16 protein-coding genes are annotated in these 20,431 nt (G+C 64.8%); 10 read left to right on the top strand and 6 right to left on the bottom strand.

Translation table 11 applies throughout. The annotated features are described in order from the left end of the window. Positions 1–67: 67 nt before the first annotated feature. Positions 68–1,156 (bottom strand): iron-sulfur cluster carrier protein ApbC, encoded by a 1,089-nt coding sequence (gene apbC / locus P0D68_RS05790; RefSeq protein ID WP_408186365.1) that lies wholly within the window; start codon positions 1,154–1,156, stop codon positions 68–70. A gap of 349 nt (positions 1,157–1,505) precedes the next feature. Between apbC and P0D68_RS05785 the strand changes: the two genes are divergently transcribed. Next, positions 1,506–2,159 carry a YiaD family glycine zipper/OmpA-like lipoprotein gene (locus P0D68_RS05785; protein ID WP_408299278.1) on the top strand — a complete coding sequence of 218 codons (654 nt, stop codon included), beginning with the start codon at positions 1,506–1,508 and terminating at the stop codon, positions 2,157–2,159. A 389-nt stretch (positions 2,160–2,548) separates the two neighbouring features. Then, positions 2,549–4,681 (top strand): methionine--tRNA ligase, encoded by a 2,133-nt coding sequence (gene metG, locus P0D68_RS05780; RefSeq protein ID WP_408299276.1) that lies wholly within the window; start codon positions 2,549–2,551, stop codon positions 4,679–4,681. Positions 4,682–4,787: 106 nt separating this feature from the next. Here the strand turns inward: metG and P0D68_RS05775 are convergent, their stop codons facing one another. Next, positions 4,788–9,092, bottom strand: a complete 4,305-nt coding sequence (locus P0D68_RS05775) for a translocation/assembly module TamB domain-containing protein (protein ID WP_408299274.1) — start codon at positions 9,090–9,092, stop codon at positions 4,788–4,790. Between the two features lie 28 nt (positions 9,093–9,120). Next, positions 9,121–10,956, bottom strand: coding sequence for an autotransporter assembly complex protein TamA (locus tag P0D68_RS05770; protein ID WP_408299272.1), 1,836 nt, complete (start codon positions 10,954–10,956; stop codon positions 9,121–9,123). Positions 10,957–11,496: 540 nt separating this feature from the next. Between P0D68_RS05770 and P0D68_RS05765 the strand changes: the two genes are divergently transcribed. The 4 genes from P0D68_RS05765 (at position 11,497) to panD (ending at position 14,021) form a co-directional block, all read left to right on the top strand. Continuing rightward, positions 11,497–11,682: a DUF3460 family protein gene (locus P0D68_RS05765; protein WP_007175923.1), complete on the top strand. Its 186-nt coding sequence runs from the start codon at positions 11,497–11,499 to the stop codon at positions 11,680–11,682. 4 nt (positions 11,683–11,686) lie between these two features. Beyond that, entirely contained in the window at positions 11,687–12,562 is an 876-nt protein-coding gene (locus P0D68_RS05760) for a segregation and condensation protein A (protein WP_408186369.1), read from the top strand. A 187-nt stretch (positions 12,563–12,749) separates the two neighbouring features. Further along, positions 12,750–13,583, top strand: a complete 834-nt coding sequence (panC, locus tag P0D68_RS05755; protein WP_091796428.1) for a pantoate--beta-alanine ligase — start codon at positions 12,750–12,752, stop codon at positions 13,581–13,583. Between the two features lie 51 nt (positions 13,584–13,634). Continuing rightward, positions 13,635–14,021 carry an aspartate 1-decarboxylase gene (panD, locus tag P0D68_RS05750; RefSeq protein ID WP_012432059.1) on the top strand — a complete coding sequence of 129 codons (387 nt, stop codon included), beginning with the start codon at positions 13,635–13,637 and terminating at the stop codon, positions 14,019–14,021. Between the two features lie 197 nt (positions 14,022–14,218). Here panD and P0D68_RS05745 read toward each other — a convergent pair whose 3' ends face one another. Then, complete coding sequence (locus P0D68_RS05745; protein ID WP_408299269.1) at positions 14,219–14,857, bottom strand: ParA family protein; 639 nt, start codon at positions 14,855–14,857, stop codon at positions 14,219–14,221. A gap of 209 nt (positions 14,858–15,066) precedes the next feature. On the opposite strand from P0D68_RS05745, the gene P0D68_RS05740 reads away from it, so the two are divergent. After that, positions 15,067–15,486 carry a PaaI family thioesterase gene (locus P0D68_RS05740; RefSeq protein ID WP_091796430.1) on the top strand — a complete coding sequence of 140 codons (420 nt, stop codon included), beginning with the start codon at positions 15,067–15,069 and terminating at the stop codon, positions 15,484–15,486. An 80-nt stretch (positions 15,487–15,566) separates the two neighbouring features. On the opposite strand, the gene P0D68_RS05735 is transcribed toward P0D68_RS05740, so the two are convergent. Beyond that, positions 15,567–15,983 carry a DoxX family protein gene (locus P0D68_RS05735; RefSeq protein ID WP_091796431.1) on the bottom strand — a complete coding sequence of 139 codons (417 nt, stop codon included), beginning with the start codon at positions 15,981–15,983 and terminating at the stop codon, positions 15,567–15,569. A 143-nt stretch (positions 15,984–16,126) separates the two neighbouring features. Next, on the bottom strand, positions 16,127–17,587 hold the full coding sequence (locus P0D68_RS05730) for a cobyric acid synthase (protein WP_408299360.1): 1,461 nt from the start codon (positions 17,585–17,587) through the stop codon (positions 16,127–16,129). A gap of 278 nt (positions 17,588–17,865) precedes the next feature. Here P0D68_RS05730 and cobU point away from each other — a divergent pair, with 278 nt between their 5' ends. The 3 genes from cobU to cobD are packed head-to-tail and all read left to right on the top strand — an operon-like array spanning position 17,866 to position 20,427. After that, positions 17,866–18,420, top strand: a complete 555-nt coding sequence (gene cobU, locus P0D68_RS05725) for a bifunctional adenosylcobinamide kinase/adenosylcobinamide-phosphate guanylyltransferase (protein ID WP_408299267.1) — start codon at positions 17,866–17,868, stop codon at positions 18,418–18,420. Continuing rightward, positions 18,420–19,355 (top strand): adenosylcobinamide-phosphate synthase CbiB, encoded by a 936-nt coding sequence (cbiB, locus tag P0D68_RS05720; protein WP_408186373.1) that lies wholly within the window; start codon positions 18,420–18,422, stop codon positions 19,353–19,355. Before cobU ends, cbiB begins: the two co-directional genes overlap by 1 nt. Then, on the top strand, positions 19,348–20,427 hold the full coding sequence (gene cobD, locus P0D68_RS05715; RefSeq protein ID WP_408299265.1) for a threonine-phosphate decarboxylase CobD: 1,080 nt from the start codon (positions 19,348–19,350) through the stop codon (positions 20,425–20,427). The genes cbiB and cobD overlap by 8 nt, the downstream gene beginning before the upstream one ends. The last annotated feature ends 4 nt before the right edge of the window (positions 20,428–20,431 follow it).

The raw sequence follows: 20,431 nt of genomic DNA, 5'->3' as shown, positions 1-20,431 counted from the left end.
AGACCAGGCGCAAACAGACGCCTTGGGCCCGTGTCCGAAGAGCTGTCAAGAGCGCCCCAGCGTTTTCTCAGGTGTTCTGCACGACGATGTTGGGAAACTTCGACGTCATGTCGCGCGCGCGCTCGGCGATATGGATCGCCACCTTGCGCGCGATCGACCGGTAGATCTCCGCGATACGGCCCTGCGGGTCTGCCACCACGGTCGGTTTGCCGGAGTCGGCCTGCTCGCGGATCGCGATGTCGAGCGGCAGGCTGCCGAGCACGTCGACGCCGTATTCCTTGCCCATGCGCTCGCCGCCGCCGGCGCCGAAGATATGCTCTTCGTGGCCGCAGTTCGAGCAGATATGCATGCCCATGTTCTCGACAATGCCGAGAATCGGAATGCCGACCTTTTCGAACATCTTGAGGCCCTTCTTCGCGTCGAGCAGCGCGATATCCTGCGGCGTCGTGACGATCACGGCGCCCGTCACCGGCACGCGTTGCGAGAGGGTCAGCTGGATATCGCCGGTGCCCGGCGGCATGTCGACGATCAGATAGTCGAGATCGTGCCAGTTGGTCTGCCGCAGCAGCTGTTCCAGCGCGGAAGTGGCCATCGGGCCGCGCCACACCATCGGGTTGTCCTGCTCGATCAGAAAGCCGATCGAGTTGGCCTGCAGACCGTGACCGGTCATCGGGTTCATCGACTTTTCGTCGGGCGACTCCGGGCGTCCGACGATGCCAAGCATCATGGGCAACGACGGGCCGTAGATGTCCGCGTCGAGAATGCCGACGGATGCGCCTTCGCTCGCCAGTGCCAAAGCCAGGTTCACGGCGGTGGTGCTCTTGCCCACACCGCCCTTGCCCGACGCCACCGCGACGATATTCTTGACGTTCGGCAACAGTTTCACGCCGCGCTGCACGGTATGCGCGGCGATCTGCTGCGACACCTGCACCTGCACGTCGGCCACACCGGGCACGGCGCGCAGCGCATCGGCGAACTGCGCGCGGATAGCGTCGAACTGACGCATGGCCGGATAGCCGAGTACCACCTCGACGCTAACCGTGTCACCCTGCACGGCGACGTTCTTGACGTTCCTGGCCGCCGCGTACGGCCGGCCGGTGTTGGGGTCAGCGACGGCCGCGAGGGCAGCGTCGACCAAAGCCCGATCGATACTCATTGACACTCCGTGGGGAACACCTGCGGCGCAGCGGAATCGAAGTCTCGGCCACGCGCCGGAATTTGAAAGAAATTGTTAGACAGCATTGCGAAAACCCGGTGCGCCGGGCACCCTTCGGGCAGGCGGAACGCAATGGGGCCGCATCGCTGCGTGCTTCAGCCACCATTGTAGTGGCTGGCGCCACGCCTTGCCGGAAGACCCTTCTTCACTGTCGGACCGAGGCTGAATCAGGTGTAGGACTTCTCCTATTATCGAGCCGACGGCTTTACTGCCGTCATGTTCGCCGTATAGATTGGTCGCTTGTCGCCGCCTTTTTTGCCTGACTCGCTTTACTCAAGAGGAATTAAAAATGAATGCAAAAATCATGACTCGCCTGGCTGTCTTTGCCGTTGCCGGTTCATTTCTGGCAGGTTGCGCCACCCAACAGGGCACCAATACGGCGGTAGGTACGGGGGTGGGCGCCGGGACTGGTGCGGCGCTGGGCGCCATCTTCGGCGGCGGCAAGGGCGCGGCGATCGGCGCGGGTGTCGGCGCGGCGGTGGGCGGCATTACCGGCTACAACTGGCAAGCCATTCACAACAAGCTGTCGGGCGCCACCAAGGGCACCGGCACGCAGATCACCGAACAACCGGACGGCTCGCTCAAGCTGAACATTCCGAGCTCGGTGACGTTCGACACCAACAGCTACGCAGTCAAGCCGTCGTTCGCGCCGGTGCTGGACCAACTGTCGCAAACCATGCAGCAAAATCCGGAACTGATCGCTCAGGTGGTCGGCCACACGGATAGCACGGGCCAGCCGGCCTACAACCAGACGCTGTCGGTCAACCGCGCCGAAAGCGTGACGGGCTACCTGGGCCAGCGCGGCGTCGCGCCGCAGCGCCTGTCGGCACAAGGCATGGGCCAAACCCAGCCGATCGCCGACAACAACACCGAAGCCGGCCGTGCAGCAAACCGCCGCGTGGAAATCTATCTGCGCGCCACGGCTCAGCACGCCACGCAATAAGCACAGTACTTGAGGAGATTGAGGAAACCGCTCGCCGGGGCTGCAGCGCCCGCGAGCGCTCTGCTTGAGAAAGCCGTGGAAGGCGGGAGAAAGGAATCTCGCACGAGAACGAAAAAAATTTCGAACTCTGCGGAAAATCCGCTGTCTGTCTTTACGGTACGTGGCTGGCGATGCCGCCGCGTCACCATTCTCCTCTTGTCGTTGTTGCTCCGGGGTTAATAGCCCCGGTTTTTTTTGGGCGCTCGGTTTACGCACGGTGGAAGTCCTCCCGGGCACATACCGTCCTGGCCGGCAACGACTCAGGCCGCGCCCCACCCGGCCCGCCCCGCGCCGGGTGCCTCCCCTGCTAGAATCAACCCTTCGTCCCACCGCAGGCTCCCATCATCCTTATGTCAGCACCCGCAACCGATCTCTCCGTAGGCGCGCCCTCAGGCCGCCGCCAGATTCTCGTCACGTCGGCCCTTCCGTATGCGAACGGGCAAATCCATATTGGCCATCTGGTCGAATATATCCAGACGGACATCTGGGTCCGGACGTTGCGAATGCACGGGCACGAGGTCTACTACGTTGGCGCCGACGACACGCACGGCACGCCGGTCATGCTGCGCGCGGAGAAAGAGGGTCTCACGCCGAAGCAGCTGATCGACCGCGTCTGGCAGGAACACAAGCGCGATTTCGACAGCTTCGGGATTTCGTTCGACAATTACTATTCGACCGACTCCGAAGAGAACCGCGTTCTCAGCGAAAACGTCTATCTGGCGCTCAAGGAAGCCGGCCTGATCGACGCGCGCGACATCGAACAGGCGTATGACCCGGTCAAGGAAATGTTCCTGCCGGATCGCTTCATCAAGGGCGAATGCCCGAAGTGCGGCGCGAAAGACCAGTACGGCGACAGCTGCGAAGTATGCGGTTCGACTTATCTGCCCACCGAACTGATCAATCCGTACTCGGTCGTTTCGGGCGCCACGCCGATTCGCAAGACCTCGACGCACTACTTTTTCCGTCTCTCCGATCCGCGTTGCGAGAATTTCCTGCGCGCGTGGGTGGGCGGTCTGGCACAGCCGGAAGCCACCAACAAGATGCGCGAGTGGCTCGGCGACGCCGGCGAAGCCAAGCTTGCCGACTGGGACATCTCGCGCGACGCGCCGTATTTCGGTTTCGAAATTCCGGGCGCGCCGGGCAAGTATTTCTACGTGTGGCTGGACGCGCCGGTCGGCTATTACGCGAGCTTCAAGAACCTCGCCGAAAAGCGCGGTCTGGATTTCGACGCGTGGGTCCGCAAGGGTTCGAAGGCCGAGCAGTATCACTTCATCGGCAAGGACATTCTGTATTTCCACACGCTGTTCTGGCCGGCCATGCTCGAGTTTTCGGGCCACCGCACGCCGACCAACGTGTTCGCACACGGCTTCCTGACCGTGGACGGCGCGAAGATGTCGAAATCGCGCGGCACCTTCATCACCGCGCAAAGCGTGATCGAAACGGGCCTGAATCCGGAATGGCTGCGCTACTACTTCGCGGCCAAGCTGAACAGCACGATGGAAGACCTCGACCTGAACCTCGACGACTTCCAGGCGCGCGTGAACAGCGATCTGGTCGGCAAGTACGTGAACATCGCGAGCCGCGCCGCCGGGTTCCTGATCAAGCGCTTCGACGGCCGCGTGCAGGACAGCGCGATGCAGCATCCGCTGCTCGCCTCGTTGCGCGCCGCCGTGCCGCAAATCGCCGCGAACTACGAAGCCCGCGAGTACAACCGCGCGCTGCGTCAGACCATGGAACTGGCCGACGCCGTGAATGCGTACGTCGACACGGCCAAGCCGTGGGATCAGGCCAAAGACCCGGCGAACGGCGTCGCGCTGCACGAAACGTGCACCGTGAGCATTGAAGCCTTCCGCCTGTTGTCGCTGGCGCTCAAGCCGGTGCTGCCGAAGCTCGCCGAAGCGGTCGAAGGCTTCCTCGGCATCGAGCCGCTGGTGTGGGCGGACGCCAACGTGCCGCTCAGTTCCACCCGGCCGATCAACGCGTACAAGCATCTGATGACGCGCGTCGATCCGAAGCAGATCGAAGCGCTGATCGCGGCCAATCGTGACTCGCTGCAAGCTACGCCGACAGCCGCCGCGCCGGCCGACGCCAAGTCCAAATCGAAGGCAACCAAAGCGGCCGCAGCCAACGACGAAACGCCCGGCATCATCTCGATCGACGACTTCGCGAAGATCGATTTGCGCATTGCGAAGATCGTCGACTGCAAGGCGGTGGAAGGGTCGGACAAGCTGCTGCAACTCACGCTCGACGTCGGCGAGGAGAAAACCCGCAACGTGTTTTCGGGCATCAAGTCCGCGTATCAGCCGGAGCAACTGGTCGGCAAGCTGACGGTCATGGTGGCCAACCTCGCGCCGCGCAAGATGAAGTTCGGCATGTCCGAAGGCATGGTGCTGGCCGCCTCCGCGACCGACGAGAAAGCCGAACCGGGCCTCTACGTGCTCGAACCGGATAGCGGCGCGAAGCCGGGCATGCGCGTGAAGTAAAGCGCGCGGCGGCTCACGCCGCAGGCACGAATGAAAACGGCACGCTCCAAAGGGCGTGCCGTTTTTTTTTGCCTGGGCGCGGCGGTTCAAGTCCGCATTACGCGCCTCACCAACGGATCCGGTCGAAGCGACGCGTATAGAGCAGATCGACGCCGTCGAACGTGCCGCCGTAAGCCGCGACCGACCAGTAGCGCGTGAGGTTGACCGTCGCCTTGATCGCATTGCTCGCCGATTGCAGCCCCTGTTCGTAGCCGATCACGAGCCACTCGTTGATCGCCTTCGACACCATCACGACTTGCGGATCGGTCAGTCCGACTTCGCTTCGGCCGATCGAAAACTCGTCCAGCCCGAAGGTCTGCGCAATCCGCTTGCCGCTCGCGCTGCCGAGCAACGCGAGCGCCGTGGTCATGGTGCTCTGCTGACCCAGGTTGTTGCCCTGATCCGTGCCGTGACCGAATAGCAGCCACGAGAGCTTTTCGTTGTCCGGCACGCTCGGCTCCGACACAAGCTTCGCGGTCGGGAACTGAACCGTGCCCGTGACCTGCACGCCCGCCTCCACCTGCTGATTGCGGCGCATGGCGAGGATGTTGATGCCGGGATTGGCCACCGGACCGTTGAACGTGAAAAAGCCGTTCTCGATGTTGAGCTTGCGGCCGAACGCGGTGTAGGTCGAACCCGGCGTGACACGCACGTTCCCCACCGCGCGCAGCGGCAGATTCGGCGCGCTCATGGCGGTGATCGTGCCGCTCAGGCCCAGATCGGCGCCCTGCCCGCGGAAACGGAAGCTGTTGCCGAGGTTGATGTCGATATTGGCGCGCGGCGCGAACGGGCCGATCGGCTTGTTGGTGCCCGCCACGGGCCGTGTCCGTTCGCCCGCCACCGACCCGTCGGGACGCACCACCACCACGTCGTCGCCGAGCTTCGGCGCGGACTGCTCCGGCATATCGAACAACGCGTGATCGACCATGAATTTGCCGTTGATCTCCATACCGCCCAGCGTCCCGCCATTCGCCACGCTGGCGCTGCCCGACAGCGACAGATTACGATCCGGCGCCGCGAACAGTTCGAGCTTGTCCGCAACAATGCTCGCAGTCAGGTCCGGCTCGGCGCCGTCCAGACGCACGCGGCCCGTTGCGCGCAGCGTGCCGCTCGCGCCATGAAATTCGACCTGCTGGAAGTCGACCAGATTGTGCGACAGCGCGATGCGCACCACGCCGTCCTTCAACTGCACGCCCTGGTCGACCATCGTCGCGGAAAGGCCCTCGCCGAGCAGCGAGCCGGTCAGGTTCGGTTTGGCGACGGTGCCGCCGAGCGCGAGCTTGAGCGCGAGGTGCCCGTCGAGCAGATAGCTCGGACCGAACAGGCCGCCGGTCGTTTTCAGCGACGGCACATTGGCATTCACATTGCCGGTCAGCGCGCCCTCTTCGCTGACGGTCAGGAAGCCGTCGCGCATGACCAGCGTGGTGTGCGCATCCGCGTCGATCACGCCGATGCGGCTCGCCTGCGCGTGCACGGTGGCGTTGAGGCGATTGCCGCCGCTGAACTCGGCGCGCGCGGTGATATCCGCGATACCCAGCGAAGCGAGACCCCGGCCGATTTCCACCGTGACGTCGCCGCTGCGGCGCTTCAGCTGGATATGGCCGCTCGCCGTGCTGCCGAGCGCGAAGTCCCAATCGCCGTCGAACACCAGATCGGTTTTGACGACGGGCGGCTCACCGGTGATCTCGCGCCGCAGATCCTGCAACCTCACGGCCGAAATGCCCGTCAGGCTGCCCGTCGACTGAATCTTCCCATGGTCGAAGGCGAAGGTTTTCAGGCTCAGTACCGCGCCTTCGAGCGTGAGCCTCGTTGCCCCGAGCGTCAGGTGGCTTGGCCCGGCGCTGACGGCGAGCGGCGACTCCAGATTCAGCGAAGGCGTGCCGCGATTCTGCAGGCGGGTGACGGTGCCGTCCCAGCGCGTGCCGTCGCGCGCTTCGGTCAGCTTGCCGTTGGCGGCGAGCGTGAGATCGAGCGGACGGTCCTGCAGCTTGCCGGTGGCCGCGGCCTCGAGCGTGTGATTCGCGCGCGTGCCGGACAAACGCGCCGTGAGCGTGCTCAGATCGACGCCGCCCGCGCTGAGATTGCGCGCGTCGGTGGTGAAGACGAGCGCGCCGTTCGCGCCGTCGCGCAATTCAGCGTGCCCTTCCGCATGACCGACGCGGTTGCTGCTGAACACCACGCTGTCCGCCTTGTAGTTCAGCACCACATTCGGATGCGCGAACGAGCCGGTGACGTCGCCATCCGCAGCGACGAGTCCCGCCAGGCCGAAGCCGAGGCGCTCCAGTTCCGGCGCATCGACGCGAAACTTCAGCCGGTCGCCGCGCGCGCCGAAGCTGCCTTGCAGATCCACCTGGTTGCCCGCCACCGAGAGGTTCGCGCGGCTCGGCAGAATGCGCGAGCCCGCCAGTTGAATCGTGCCGCCGCCGGTTAGCGGCAGGCCGTCGTACACACTCGGACCGAGCTTGAAGTCGGCCTTGGTCGTGAAGACCGGCCCGAGCATGCCGGCCGCGGTGAGCGTGCCGTTCACGCGCGCCTCGATCTTGCGGGCAGGTGGCGCGCCGCGTTTCGGCGACGGCGTTTTGCGCTGGACCACTTCGGTTTTGACTGCCGCCTTCGCGGTGTTTTTCACGGCGGCGGCGGCTTTGTCAGCGGGCGCGGCGCTTTTCGCGCCGGCGGTACTGCCGGCTTGCGCCGCGGCCTCCGCGCTTGCGCTCTTTTTCGCACTGCTCGCCGCCGGCGCCGGGCCGGCCACCGGCGTGCGCGACGGCATCTGCGAAGCCAGCGTCAACGGATCGAAATCGGTCAGTTGCGCTTTCACGTTGTAGGTGGAATTCGCGTCGTGCTTGAGGGCGCCGGATAGATCGATGCGGCCTTTGCCCGACGTGATGCGCACGTCGTTGAAGCTCATACGGGCTGGATCGAAGGTGATCTTGCCCTGGGCACGTAGCGCCGCTTTCGGGTCGGCCAGGTCGAGCGTGAGACTTTGCACGTCGTCGTTCAGGCGGATGCCGATGGGACCGGAAAGCTGCGTAGGCCGCACCGTCGCTTGCAGTGCGTTCAGGTCGAGCCCGGCGACCCGCAGATCGAACTGTCCGCGCTTGCCGCTCAGCGCGCCGCCGCCGGTGAGCGTGGCGCTCTTCACGAGGCGCACGTTCAGGTTCGAGATGCGCTGCGTCTGGGCGTCGAGTCGCACGTCCGCGTTGGCGTCGATCAGCGGCAGCAGGTTCTGGTCGATCGCGCCGGGTTTGGCGTTGACGATCGAAACATGCCCGGCAACCGCGAACCCGGCGGTGCTTTTGCCGGACGCGTGGGACTGAGCGCCGTGTTTGCCGTTTGCGGCAACGGGAGGCTGTGCTGTGCTGGCCGCACCCGCCTCGCTCTTCCCCGCCACGTCTGCACCCTGCCCGACCGGCTGCAATTCCGCCCGCACGGCCAGATCGGCCTGCGGCGCGCCGGGCGCAAAGGCCTGCGGATTGATGTGATCGAAAGTCAGCGTGGCGCGCTGTAAAGGCACGTCGCCGAAAGGCTCGGCCTCGACCCTCGCGTGACCCGCGAGCTTCATGCCGCTCGCATCGAGTTCAGCGATGAGATTTTCCAGCGAGCCGCTCAGATGGCCGCCCACCTGCACCGCCTCGTTGTTGACCTTGCCCGAATAGCCGACGTCCCCGCTCAGCGGAAACGGCCGCACGCCGTCGAGTCTGGCCGCCGCCGTCACCGCGCCGAACGGCGTATCCAGCCGCTCGATCGCGGCCTCGTGATGGCGCCCGTCGCTGCGGCCATGGAACACGAAGCGCGACAATTCGGTCGTCGACGCGCCCTGATGCAGCAGTAGTTTGTCGAGCTGGACATCGCGGACGTCGAGCTGCATGGGCAAGCGCAAGTCTTGCGGCAGCTTCATCGGCCCGCTGCTCGACGACGATGCGCCGATGCGCGCGTCCACCGTGCCGACATGCAGATACTCGATGGTGAACCGCCACGGTTCGCGTGTGAGTGCCCAGCGGCCCGCCACGCGGTCGATCTGGATATCGGTGCCGCTGCCGTCGAGGCTGCGCCAGCGCACCTGGCGCAATTGCAGGCCGTTGGCGAGCGCGCCGCTTTCGAGCGTGCCGCTCAGCTTGCCGCCCAGCAGCTTCACCGCCGCCTGCCATGCATAGGCGGTACCGCGCTCGGTCGTCAGCGCGCCGTACAGCAAACCCACCGCCAACGCCAGCAACAGCACCACCACGGCCACCGTCCACGCGAATGTTTTCAGCAGCAGCCGGCCGAGCCTGCGCCTCCTCGGCGGCTCGGGTGGCGGCTGCTGTCCGGACGGCTCTCCTGGTGGAGCACCGGGCGGCTGCGCGGGAGGTTGGGCGGAAACGTCCGTGGTCATGCGGGGATCATGTAGAAGCAGGTTTCCATCAGAAGGCAATGCCGAGCGTCAGGTACGGTCGCACGCTCCTGTTGCGAATCCCGTAGGCGACATCGACGTTGACCGGGCCGACCGGACTGCGCCAGCGCGCCCCAACGCCTACGCCCGGATAAAAGACTTTTTCGCCCCACGTGTCGGTGGCGGTGCCGACGTCGAAGAACGCGGCCGCGCCCCAGTCGTGGTTGAACCAATGCTGATATTCGGCGGTCGCCGTGACGAGATACTTGGTGGGCAGCACCGAACCATCGACGTTATTACCGATGCTCTGATAGCTATAGCCGCGCACCGAATTCGAACCGCCCGCGCGAAACAGCAGCGACGCCGGAATACCGCTCGAACTGCCGCTCGTAAACACGCCGCCGAGTTCGGCGCGAATCAGCACGAGGTCTTCCTTGCCGATCGGCAGATACTGCTGACCGCGCGCGTAGCCGCGGATGAAGGTCTGGTCGGTGAGCACGCCTTTGACCGCGAAGCCTGCCTCGACGTGAATCAGGTTGCCCTTGCGCGGGAACAGCGGGTCGTCGGTGTTGCGCCGGGTCCACGACCAGGACGGCACCAGCGCGCGGCTCGTAGTCGGCGCGGCCGAATTCTGATCGAGCCGGTCCTGGTAGAACAGCAGCGCGTAGTTGTAGTCGATGAATTGCGAGGTCCGGGCTCGCTGCACGCCGCCGCGAATACTGTAGATACGCGTATCGGAAACGTCGGTCGTGGTGTAGGACGCCAGCATGCTGTTGGTCCACGCACGCTGCCCAGGTGGCATGGAGAGTTCGATTTGCCCGTATTGCTGAACCTGGTCGACGCGGCCCTGGACCGTGAACGGCCACGCTTTGCCGAACGTGTCGAGGTACGAATAGGCGCCCTGGACCAGCGGGCCGTTGTCCGTCGAATAGCCTACGCCGCCGCGAATGCTGTTGTACGGATACTCCGACACCTTCACGTGCATGGGCGTCTCGACCGGTTTGGCGGGGTCGCTATCCACGTCGATCGCGACGCTCGCGTAGTACGGCGTGTTTTGCAACTGGCGCTGTAATTCGGCGACGCGCTGCACGTCGTAAATATCGCCCACCGAAATCGGGTTCACATTGTCGACGATCTGTTCCGGGTAGCGCCGCGTGCCGGATACGTCGAGCTTGCCCATCGTGAAGGTCGGCCCGCTTTCGTACGTAACCGACAGTTTCGCCTCGTGCGTGCGCGGATCGACGCGCGCCTCCGAGTGGTAAATCTTCGCGCCCAGATAGCGGCGCGACTGCAAGGCCTTGAGCGACGCATTTTTCGCGTCGTCCCACTCGCCTTGTGAGAACGGATCGCCTTCGTGCAACGAAAACGCGAAGCGTGCGGCATTCTCCTGCGCCGGATCCTCGGTCAGCACCGGCCCGCGAAACGACAGCGAAATCGACGTGATGAGGGTTTGCGGGCCGGGATCGACGCTCACCGTGACGCGTTTCGTATCGTCGACGGTGCGCACGTCGGTGCGCACGACCGGCGTGAAATAGCCCTGCGTGGAAGCCAGATCACGCACCTGCTGAGGCGTGGCGGTGATCAGAAACTCGAACTGGTCGTCGCTGATATCGGGACGTTTGGCGAAACGCGCGATATCCAGATGGGCTTCGAGCAGTTTGCGAAGAGCGCGCGGCGTGGCTTCGATATCGACCTTGTAGCTGGCCGCGGCTTTCGCCGCATGAGCGTTGCCGGCCGCCAGCGTCAGCATGACGAGGCCGAATGCCAGCCACGCGCGCAGCCAGTGCCGCATGGGCGTGACAAGCCCATGCCCGTCACCGGCCTTGCCGCGCCGCAGCCGCGGCTTGTCGATCGCACACCCCGCCAAACAGGACCTCCGGCCGTGGTTGATGAATTTTATCTCTCGGGCGCGCTGCGGCGGCCGAAGCTCGCTATTTGACCACATCGGCGAGCTGCCGCGAGATCTCTAAAAATGCGTCCGCGGCGTGCGGACGGGCCTCCCCGTCCGGTTCGCGCGCGCCGCGACTCGCCGCGCAGCACCCTGACGCCCGCGTCAGGTGAAAGCAATGGATAGGACGGAGATACCGCAGCGATGACGCCACTTCCAAGCCGCCTCGACGCAAACCCAACGCGGCCTCCGAGCCACCTTGGACGCGAACCCAACGCCGCCTCGCAGCCACTCTTGACGCAAACCCAACGCCGCCTGCAAGCCACCCTGCCGGCGCCGCGCCCGCCTTTGACGCCCGCCGCGCCGCACGGGTTCCGGACATTCTGGTGCGCCGGCCGCCCGGCACTGCCGCCGTTTTTCGACCGCGCGCCGCGCATGCGGTAAAATTATCGGATAGCAGTGGTGTCTGGCGAATGACCGCCGGGCAGCCGCCAATTTCCATACCACGGACGTCGAGCCATGTATCAATCGGACATCACCCAGTTCCTGAACCAGCTCAAGCAACAGAAACCCAATCTGGAAGCCGAACAACGCCGCGGCCGCGCGCTGCTGTGGGACAAACAGCCGATCGATCTCGAGGAACGCGCCGAGCAGAAAGCTTCGCGCGTAGAACAGACGCCTTACTCGTACTATCAAAACTTCTAAGCGCGTGAGTCACGCCGACGAGGCACACGGCGCACCGCCGGCCCCCGCCGACGCCGCGCTAGCCGCGCCCGCCACCGATTCGACACCCGACACCGTCGACGGCATTGCTTTTGCACGCCTGTACGGCGAGCCGCTCTTCAAGATGCCGACGGATCTGTACATTCCGCCGGATGCGCTCGAGGTGTTTCTCGAAACGTTCGAAGGACCGCTGGATCTGCTGCTGTACCTGATCCGCAAGCAGAACTTCAACGTGCTCGACATTCCGATGGCGGACGTCACGGTGCAATATCTGGGCTACGTCGATCAGTTGCGCCAGACCAATCTCGAACTCGCGTCCGAGTATCTGCTCATGGCCGCGATGCTGATCGAGATCAAATCGCGCATGCTGCTGCCGGTGAAAAAGGCCGACAGCGGCGAAGAAGCCGAAGATCCGCGTGCCGAACTCGTGCGGCGCCTGCTCGAATACGAGCAGATGAAGCTCGCCGCGCAGCGCATCGACCAGTTGCCGCAGCTCGGGCGCGATTTCCTGCGCGCCGAGGTTTATATCGAGCAAAGCATCACGCCGCGTTTTCCCGACGTGAACAGCGAAGACCTGCGCGCCGCGTGGGCCGACGTGATCAAGCGCGCCAAGCTGGTCCAGCATCACAAGATTTCGCGCGAAGAGCTTTCGGTGCGCGAGCATATGAGCTCGATCCTGCGGCAACTGCAAAACGCCCGCTTCGTCGAGTTCTCCGACCTGTTCGACACGAGCAAAGGCGTGCCGGTGGTGGTGGTGAATTTCATCGCCGTGCTCGAACTGTGCCGCGAATCGCTCGTCGAAATCACCCAGGCGGAACCGTTCGCGCCGATCTATGTGCGCCTCGCCTATCTGCCCGCCTGAGGCCCTCAAACGGGGCACAATTCCGCTGCACGGGAGAGTAAGCCTCTTTTCGGTGCGGCAGCCGCTCAAATCCACTACAATCCCGCGCTCCGAACCTGTCATTACCAGTGAGGCGGCGGCCCGCGCGATTCCTTAGGGTTTTGCGTCCACCCAGTCTCGCGCCGCGCGAGGAAATCCCTGTCCGATCATGAAAGTCATCAGCTCGATCCATGAATTGCGCGACCAGTTGCGCGGCCAGAATCGCACCGCCTTTGTGCCGACCATGGGCAATCTGCACGAGGGCCATCTGTCGCTGATGCGTCTCGCGCGTCAGCACGGCGATCCGGTCGTGGCGAGCATCTTCGTCAACCGGCTGCAGTTCGGTCCGAACGAGGATTTCGACAAATACCCGCGCACGATGGAAGCGGACATCGAAAAGCTCCAGAAGGAAAACGTCTACGTGCTGTTCGCGCCGACGGAGCGAGACCTCTATCCGGAGCCGCAGGAGTACCGCGTGCATCCGCCGCACGATCTGGGCGACATCCTCGAAGGCGAATTCCGGCCGGGCTTCTTCCAGGGCGTGTGCACGGTCGTGATGAAGCTGATGTCGTGCGTGCAGCCGCGCGTCGCGGTGTTCGGCAAGAAGGATTACCAGCAGTTGATGATCGTGCGCCGCATGTGCAACCAGTTTGCGCTGCCCACCGACATCATCGCCGCCGAAACCGTGCGTGACGCCGACGGCCTCGCGCTCAGCTCGCGCAATCGCTATCTGCAGGCCGCCGAACGCGCCGAGGCGCCGGTGCTGGCCGCTGAACTGAACCGCGTGCGCGAAGCCGTGCTCGGCGGCGAGCGCGACTTCAGGAAGATCGAACAGGCGGCGATGGCGGCGTTGGCCGCGCGCGGCTGGCAACCCGACTACATCGCGGTGCGCAAGCGTTCGAACCTGCTGCCGCCGGGTCCGCAAGACGCGAACGAGGAACTGGTCGTGCTGGCTGCCGCCAAGCTCGGCGCCACTCGTCTTATTGACAACCTCGAAATCTGAAGTCGTCTTGGACAGACGTCGACACGCATAAGAAATCACACAGGATTGGTCATGCAACGCAACATGCTGAAGTCGAAGATCCACCGCGTCGCGGTCACGCATTGCGAACTGCACTACGAAGGTTCGTGCGCGATCGACGAAGATTTGCTGGAAGCGGCGAACATCGTCGAAAACGAGCGGATCGACATCTGGAACATCAACAACGGCGAGCGTTTCTCGACCTACGCGATCAAGGGCGAGCGCGGCAGCGGCATGATCTCGCTGAACGGTTCGGCCGCGCGGCGCGCGCAGCTGGGCGACCTGGTGATCATCGCGGCGTTCGCGGTGGTGGATGAAGCGGAACTGAAGGCCGGCTGGAAGCCAGACCTGGTATTCGTGGACGACAACAACAAGATCAAGGGCAGCCGCGATCACGTGCCGACGCAGAACTGGACCTGAACGCTCTGTCGTTCAGCTCTGTCGTTCAGCTCTGTCGTTCAGCTCTGTCGTCCAGCTCTTTCGTTCAGCGCCGTAGCCTAGCTTCATCGTCCCGCTCTGTAGTTCGCTGACACGCCTGCCCCGCAGGCGATCCGCGAGGGAATTCACTGCCTGTACGGCCTGATCCGGCAGGCGGCGCGGCCACCAGCCCTGCCGCCTCAACCCTTCTTGCCGGCTCCGCTAGTCCAGTCGATGATCGGCTGCCACTGCTCCAGATCCTTCTCCACACGGCTTTTCGCGACGTCCCACAAAGTCAGCCCGTGGGCCGCCAGTTGCACGTAATTCTGCGTGTCGCGCAAAAAACCCAGCACCGGCAGCTTCAGCCCCTCGACAAAGCGATGCAGTTGCTCCGCCGAGCGCGTGCGCGCATCCACGCGCATGCCGACCACACCGATTTCGATGGCGCCTTTTCTGACCGCCTTCTCCTTGGCCAGCCGCTCGAGGAATTCCTGAGTGGCGAGAATATCGAACATGGACGGCTGGAGCGGCACGATCACCTTGTCGGCCAGATCCAGCGCGATGCCGAGGCGATTGCCGTGCAGGCCGGCCGGGGTGTCGACGACAGCGTGCTCCAGCCCTTTGGGCGGCTTGACCGGTTCGTCCAGATTGACTTCCCAGGTCTCGATGGCCGGCAGCGTGTCGGGCCGCAGCGACAGCCACGCGTGCGCGGACTGCTGCTTGTCCAGGTCCGCCAGCGCGACCCATTCGCCGGCCGCGGCGAAATAGCCGGCCAGATTGGTCGACAGCGTGCTTTTGCCCACGCCGCCCTTCGGATTCGCCACCACGATCACCGTCATGAATTCTCCCGGAAAGAAGGCTGGGCCCGGCCAGCCGGTTTGCCGCGTATTGCTCTGACATGCGCAAGTGTGCCCGGAACCGGACCGGTTTTCAGGCACACCTGCCGATTCAGCCGTTGATAATATCGACAAATGCACGTTGGCCGAAGCCCCTGACGGCTAATTGCCCACCGTGCGCTGCCGATTTATCCAACCAGGACCCGAATCTCATGAGCAAACTGCGCCCGGAATACACCGTCGAACGCCTTCACGAACGCCAGAAGGGCTCGCTGCCCGGCCTGCTGGGCGTGCATGTCCTGTCGCTGGACGAAGGCGAGTTGATCGCGGAATTGACCGTGCGCAAGGAGTTGCTCGCGCCGAACGGCTTTTTGCATGCCGCGACCGTGATCGGCCTCGCCGACACCGCCTGCGGCTACGCCTGCCTCGCGCATTTGCCAGAGACGGCGCGCAATTTCACGACCATCGAGGTGAAAAGCAATTTTCTCGGCACGGCGACCGAGGGGACGATCCGCGCGGTCGCGAAGAGCGTGCATCTGGGACGCAGCACGCAAGTGTGGGACGCCACGGTCACGGATCCGAAGGGCAAGACGATGGCGTTGTTCCGGTGTACGCAGATCGTTTTGTATTGATGGGGCGACGGTAGGACGGCGCCATGAAAAAAGGCACGCGGCCTTTCGGCGCGTGCCTTTTCAACGATCCAGCTAACCGCTCAGGCGGCCACCGCCCGTGGCGCCTTCACCCCAGCGAACGACAGCGCCCCGCCGCCGAGCAGCGCCTGCACCACCAACGTCACCGCCCAGAACGCCGGATATTCCCAGCCGCCGTGCGGCGACGCAAAACCCCAGCCATTTTGAAGATGCTGCGACATCGCGCCGAGCATGAACGGCAGCAGCACGAGCGCGACCCAGCGGACCTGCACGCCGAGCAGCAGCGCAATGCCGCCGAACAGTTCGACGAATGCCGTCACATAGCCGAGCCAGCCCGGCAAGCCCAGCGAGACGAAGAACTGCGCCGTGCCCGGCAGAGTGAAGACGAAAATCTTTTGCAGACTGTGAGCGAGATAGAGCACGCCCAGGGCGACGCGAAGGAGTAGAGCGGCCAGATCGGCGGAACGGTTCGGGTTCATGACAGGTCCTCGAAGAGAGAGACGGCACGGAAAACGGCCGTCGATGTGAGCACTCTATTCGAACCATATGAAGCGAAAAACTACCACCCAAGCTTTGATTATTTCCCAATAGGATCTAATCCAGCCTTACTCGTTGACGCTGATCAACCTATCGCAGCAAAAAGTCTCGGCAGATCGAGGTGCTCGGCGAGCGTGTCCGCGAGGCGTTCCAGCGACGCCTCGCGCAACGCCGGGTAATCGATTGCCTCGGCATCGCTCAAACCGGCCCACGCGAGCAACGCGGCACAGGCGGACGGTGTGTCGAACAGGCCGTGAACATAGGTAGCGAGAATCTGGCCATCGGCGGAGATCGCGCCGTCGGGGCGCGTATCCCGCGCGTCGCCCAGTTGCAAAGCGGGCGTGTCCAGCGCCGGCCCGTGAGTCTCGCCCATATGGATTTCGTAGCCGGCCACTTCCGGCGAGCCGGGCAACGCGAGGCGGCCGGTCACGTTCTTCAGCGTCTTGTCGCGCGTGAGCACCGTCGAGTAATCGAGCCAGCCGAGTCCCGCGGACGTGCCCGGCGCGCCCTCCACGCCATGCGGATCGGCCACTTCGCGCCCCAGCATCTGCATGCCGCCGCAAATGCCGATCACCCGGCCGCCATAGCGCAAGTGCTTTTGCAGCACCGCATCCCAGCCTTGCGCGCGCAGAAATGCCAGGTCGCCGGGCACGTTCTTCGAGCCCGGCAGAATGATCAGATCGGCCGGCGGCAACGGCGTGCCGCTTCGCACGTAATGAAAATCGACCTGCGGATGCGCGCGCAAAGCGTCGAAATCCGTGTGATTACTGATGTGCGGCAGCACCGGCACGACCACCCGCAGCATGCGCGCCGCGCCGCCACTGTGCGCCGCGCGCAATTCGGGCGGCAGCATGTCTTCCGCGTCCAGCGTCAGACCGTGCAGGTAAGGCACGACACCGAGCACCGGCTTGCCGGTCTGCGCCTCCAGCCAGTCCAAACCAGGTTGCAGCAAACTGATGTCGCCGCGAAAGCGATTGATGATGAAACCGCGCACCCGCGCCTGCTCGCTCGCCGACAGACAAGCAAGCGTGCCCGTGAGGTGGGCGAACACCCCGCCGCGATCGATATCGGCCACCAGCACGACCGGGCAATCCACGGCCTCCGCAAAACCCATGTTGGCGATATCGCGGTCGCGCAGATTGATTTCGGCCGGGCTGCCCGCGCCTTCGACAAAGATCGTGTCGTACGCCGCCTGCAGACGCGCATACGATTGCAGCACCGCTTCAAAGGCGACGGGCTTGTAGTCGTGATACGCACGCGCGTCGAGATTCATGCGCGCCTTGCCGTGGATGATCACCTGCGCGCCGCGGTCGCTGGTCGGCTTGAGCAGCACGGGGTTCAGATCGGTGTGCGCGGCAATGCCCGCTGCCACCGCCTGCAAAGCCTGAGCGCGGCCGATCTCGCCGCCGTCCACCGTCACCGCGCTGTTGAGCGCCATGTTCTGCGGCTTGAACGGTGCGACCCGCACCCCGGCGCGGCGCGCGAGCCGGCACAAACCGGCGACCAGCGTGCTCTTGCCGGCATCGGACGTGGTGCCCTGGATCATCAGCGTGCCGCGCGGCACGGGTACGGCGTCATGCGAGGTCGAAGTGGTGGTCACGGAGTCTCGGGTTTGGCGGTAGACAGATAATGAAGCAAGACAATGAAGCAGGCGGCAACGCAGCGCTCATGCGGGGCGCCAGCCAAGCGTTTTCATCAGGCATCAGCGCGTGCCCGTAAGGAGCCGCGCAGCGCCGGCCGCATGCGATGCACTGCCGCGCTATGCATGGAACGCGGCATTATCCCATCGCGCCCGCCCGCACTGCACGCCGGTACAATCACGCGATGACTTCCCGCGACCTTACCTTCGTTCTCGGCGGCGCCCGTTCAGGCAAGAGCGTGCACGCCGAACAGCTTGCCACCGGCAGCGCCCTGCCCGTCACCTACATCGCCACCGCGCCCACGTCGGACGACGCCGAATTCAACGCGCGCATCGCCCACCATCGCGAACGGCGTCCGGCGCATTGGCAACTGGTCGAAGCTGGCGTCGATCTCGCCGGCGCGGTGACGCAATGCGACGCGCCCGGCCACTGCACTTTGATCGATTGCCTGACGCTGTGGCTCGCCAACCTGCTCTGTCCGCCTAAAGGCGACGCCATGCCGGTCGATCGATATCACGCACGCGTCGCCGCGCTCGAATCGGCGCTCGTCAACGCCAAAGGCAAGGTCATCGTGGTCAGCAACGAAATCGGCCTGGGCGTCGTGCCGCTCGGTGCGGCCACGCGACTTTACGTCGACGAACTCGGGCGGCTCAACCAGCGCATCGCCGCGCTGAGCACGCAAGCCACGATGATGGTCGCCGGTTTGCCGCTCGCGTTGAAAACCGCGAGCCACGCGTAATGCTCTCGCTCCCGCTACTCGTGACGCTGGCCACCGCGGGCGTGGTGGTCGACCGTTGGTTCGGCGAGCCGCGCATCGCTCATCCGCTGGTGGGATTCGGCAAATGGGCGCTGCGTCTCGAAACGCGCTACAACACCGGTCGGCGCTTGCGGCTCAAGGGTCTGCTGGCGTGGTCGCTAGCCGTGATGCCGCCGGTGCTGATCGCCTGGTGTCTGGTTGCCGTGCTGCCGTTTTTCGCGGCCTGCGCGGTGCATATCGCGCTGCTGTGGTTCGCGCTCGGCGCGCGCAGTCTGCACGATCACATTGCGCCGATCGCGCAGGCGTTGGCGCAGCGCGACCTACCCCAGGCGCGCCTGCTGACCGCGCGCATCGTTTCGCGCGAAACCGAGCATGCGGACGAAGGCGCGCTGTCACGCGCCGCCGTCGAATCCACACTCGAAAACGGCAACGACGCGATCTTCGGCGCGCTGTTCTGGTTCGCCATCGCGGGCGGCCCGGGCGCACTCGGGTTTCGTCTCGCCAACACCCTCGACGCGATGTGGGGATACCGCACGCCCCGCTATTTGCGCTACGGCTGGGCCGCGGCGCGTATCGACGACGTGCTCAACTGGATTCCCGCGCGACTGACCGCCGCCAGCTACGCGCTGCTCGGCGACACGCACACCGCGTGGCGCTGCTGGCGCGACCAGGCGCCACGCTGGGACAGCCCGAATGCCGGGCCGGTGATGGCGGCCGGCGCGGGAAGTCTGAACGTTATGATCGGCGGCCCGGCGGTGTATCACGGCGCCGTCGAATACCGGCCGACACTCGGCTTCGGACACGCGGCCAACGCCGGCGACGTGAACGCCGCGTTGATGCTGGTCGAGCGCACGGTCATTCTCTGGCTTGCCGTGCTGATCGTGCTGGCGTTGCTGAGCGTGCCGTTCCATGTTTGATCGACTGAACGGCTGTGCGAACGAAGCCAATGAGCCGACCGAAAGGGCCACCGCAATCGACACCGTCGCGCACGGCGGTAACCTGCACGAAGCGGCAAGGCGCTACGGCATTCCGTACGCAACGTGGCTCGATCTGTCGACGGGTATCAATCCGCACGGCTATCCGGTCCCACCGGTTCCCGCCGACGCGTGGCGCCGCCTGCCCGACGACGGCGACGATTTCGCCGCCTGCGCCGCGCGCTACTACGGCGCACCCGATGCCGCGCACGTGCTGCCGGTTGCGGGCAGCCAGGCGGCGATTCGCGCACTGCCCGCGCTGCTGCCGCGTGCACGGGTTGGCATCGCGCCGCTCACGTACGGCGAATACGCGCCCGCATTCGAACGCGCCGGCCATCAGACGATGGTGCTCGACGTCTCTCACGAAACGTTGCCCGACGCGCTCACGCATGCAGTCGTCGTGAATCCGAACAATCCGACCGCTACCCGTTTGAGCGCCGCCAGGCTGTTGCATTGGCATGCCCAGTTGAGCGCGCGCGGCGGCACGCTGCTGGTCGACGAAGCCTTTGCGGATACGATGCCGGCGGCGTCGCTAGCGGCGAGCACCTATCGCGACGGCCTGCTCGTGCTGCGCTCGCCAGGGAAGTTCTTTGGCCTAGCGGGCGTACGCGCGGGTTTCGTGCTCGGCGCGCCTGCGCTGCTCGAACGTTTGCGTAGCACGCTCGGCGCGTGGACGGTCAGTGGCCCGGCCCGTCACGCCGTTAAAGCCGCCTTTGCCGACGAAGCCTGGCAACGGCAAATGCGAACGCGGCTCGACGCCGAAAGCGCGCGCCTCGTCGGCCTGTTGCATGCGCAAGGTTTCGACACGCGCAGCACGCCGCTCTTCGCGTGGACCGTCGACGCACGCGCCGCCGCTTTGCATGAAGCGCTGGCGCGGCGCGGCGTATGGACGCGTCTGTTCATGCCCTCGGGCAGCGTTCGATTCGGCTTGCCTGCGAGCGAGACCGAATGGACCCGCTTTAACGAGAGTTTGCGCGACGCCGTTCGAGAAATCGATCCCACGCGAGCGGGTTGATGCA

It is taken from the genome of Paraburkholderia sp. RL17-380-BIE-A, assembly GCF_046028085.1.
GTDB lineage: Bacteria > Pseudomonadota > Gammaproteobacteria > Burkholderiales > Burkholderiaceae > Paraburkholderia.
Note: the sequence above shows the minus strand (reverse complement) of the source record. Positions and strands in the feature narration are given on the sequence as shown.

Bases quoted from the DNA above. Each gene is read 5' to 3' on its own strand.
- apbC (WP_408186365.1), bottom strand. From the start codon at position 1,156: ATGAGTATCGATCGGGCTTTGGTCGACGCTGCCCTCGCGGCCGTCGCT.
- P0D68_RS05785 (WP_408299278.1), top strand. From the start codon at position 1,506: ATGAATGCAAAAATCATGACTCGCCTGGCTGTCTTTGCCGTTGCCGGT.
- metG (WP_408299276.1), top strand. From the start codon at position 2,549: ATGTCAGCACCCGCAACCGATCTCTCCGTAGGCGCGCCCTCAGGCCGC.
- P0D68_RS05775 (WP_408299274.1), bottom strand. From the start codon at position 9,092: ATGACCACGGACGTTTCCGCCCAACCTCCCGCGCAGCCGCCCGGTGCT.
- P0D68_RS05765 (WP_007175923.1), top strand. From the start codon at position 11,497: ATGTATCAATCGGACATCACCCAGTTCCTGAACCAGCTCAAGCAACAG.
- panC (WP_091796428.1), top strand. From the start codon at position 12,750: ATGAAAGTCATCAGCTCGATCCATGAATTGCGCGACCAGTTGCGCGGC.
- panD (WP_012432059.1), top strand. From the start codon at position 13,635: ATGCAACGCAACATGCTGAAGTCGAAGATCCACCGCGTCGCGGTCACG.
- P0D68_RS05745 (WP_408299269.1), bottom strand. From the start codon at position 14,857: ATGACGGTGATCGTGGTGGCGAATCCGAAGGGCGGCGTGGGCAAAAGC.
- P0D68_RS05740 (WP_091796430.1), top strand. From the start codon at position 15,067: ATGAGCAAACTGCGCCCGGAATACACCGTCGAACGCCTTCACGAACGC.
- P0D68_RS05735 (WP_091796431.1), bottom strand. From the start codon at position 15,983: ATGAACCCGAACCGTTCCGCCGATCTGGCCGCTCTACTCCTTCGCGTC.
- P0D68_RS05730 (WP_408299360.1), bottom strand. From the start codon at position 17,587: ATGATCCAGGGCACCACGTCCGATGCCGGCAAGAGCACGCTGGTCGCC.
- cobU (WP_408299267.1), top strand. From the start codon at position 17,866: ATGACTTCCCGCGACCTTACCTTCGTTCTCGGCGGCGCCCGTTCAGGC.
- cbiB (WP_408186373.1), top strand. From the start codon at position 18,420: ATGCTCTCGCTCCCGCTACTCGTGACGCTGGCCACCGCGGGCGTGGTG.
- cobD (WP_408299265.1), top strand. From the start codon at position 19,348: ATGTTTGATCGACTGAACGGCTGTGCGAACGAAGCCAATGAGCCGACC.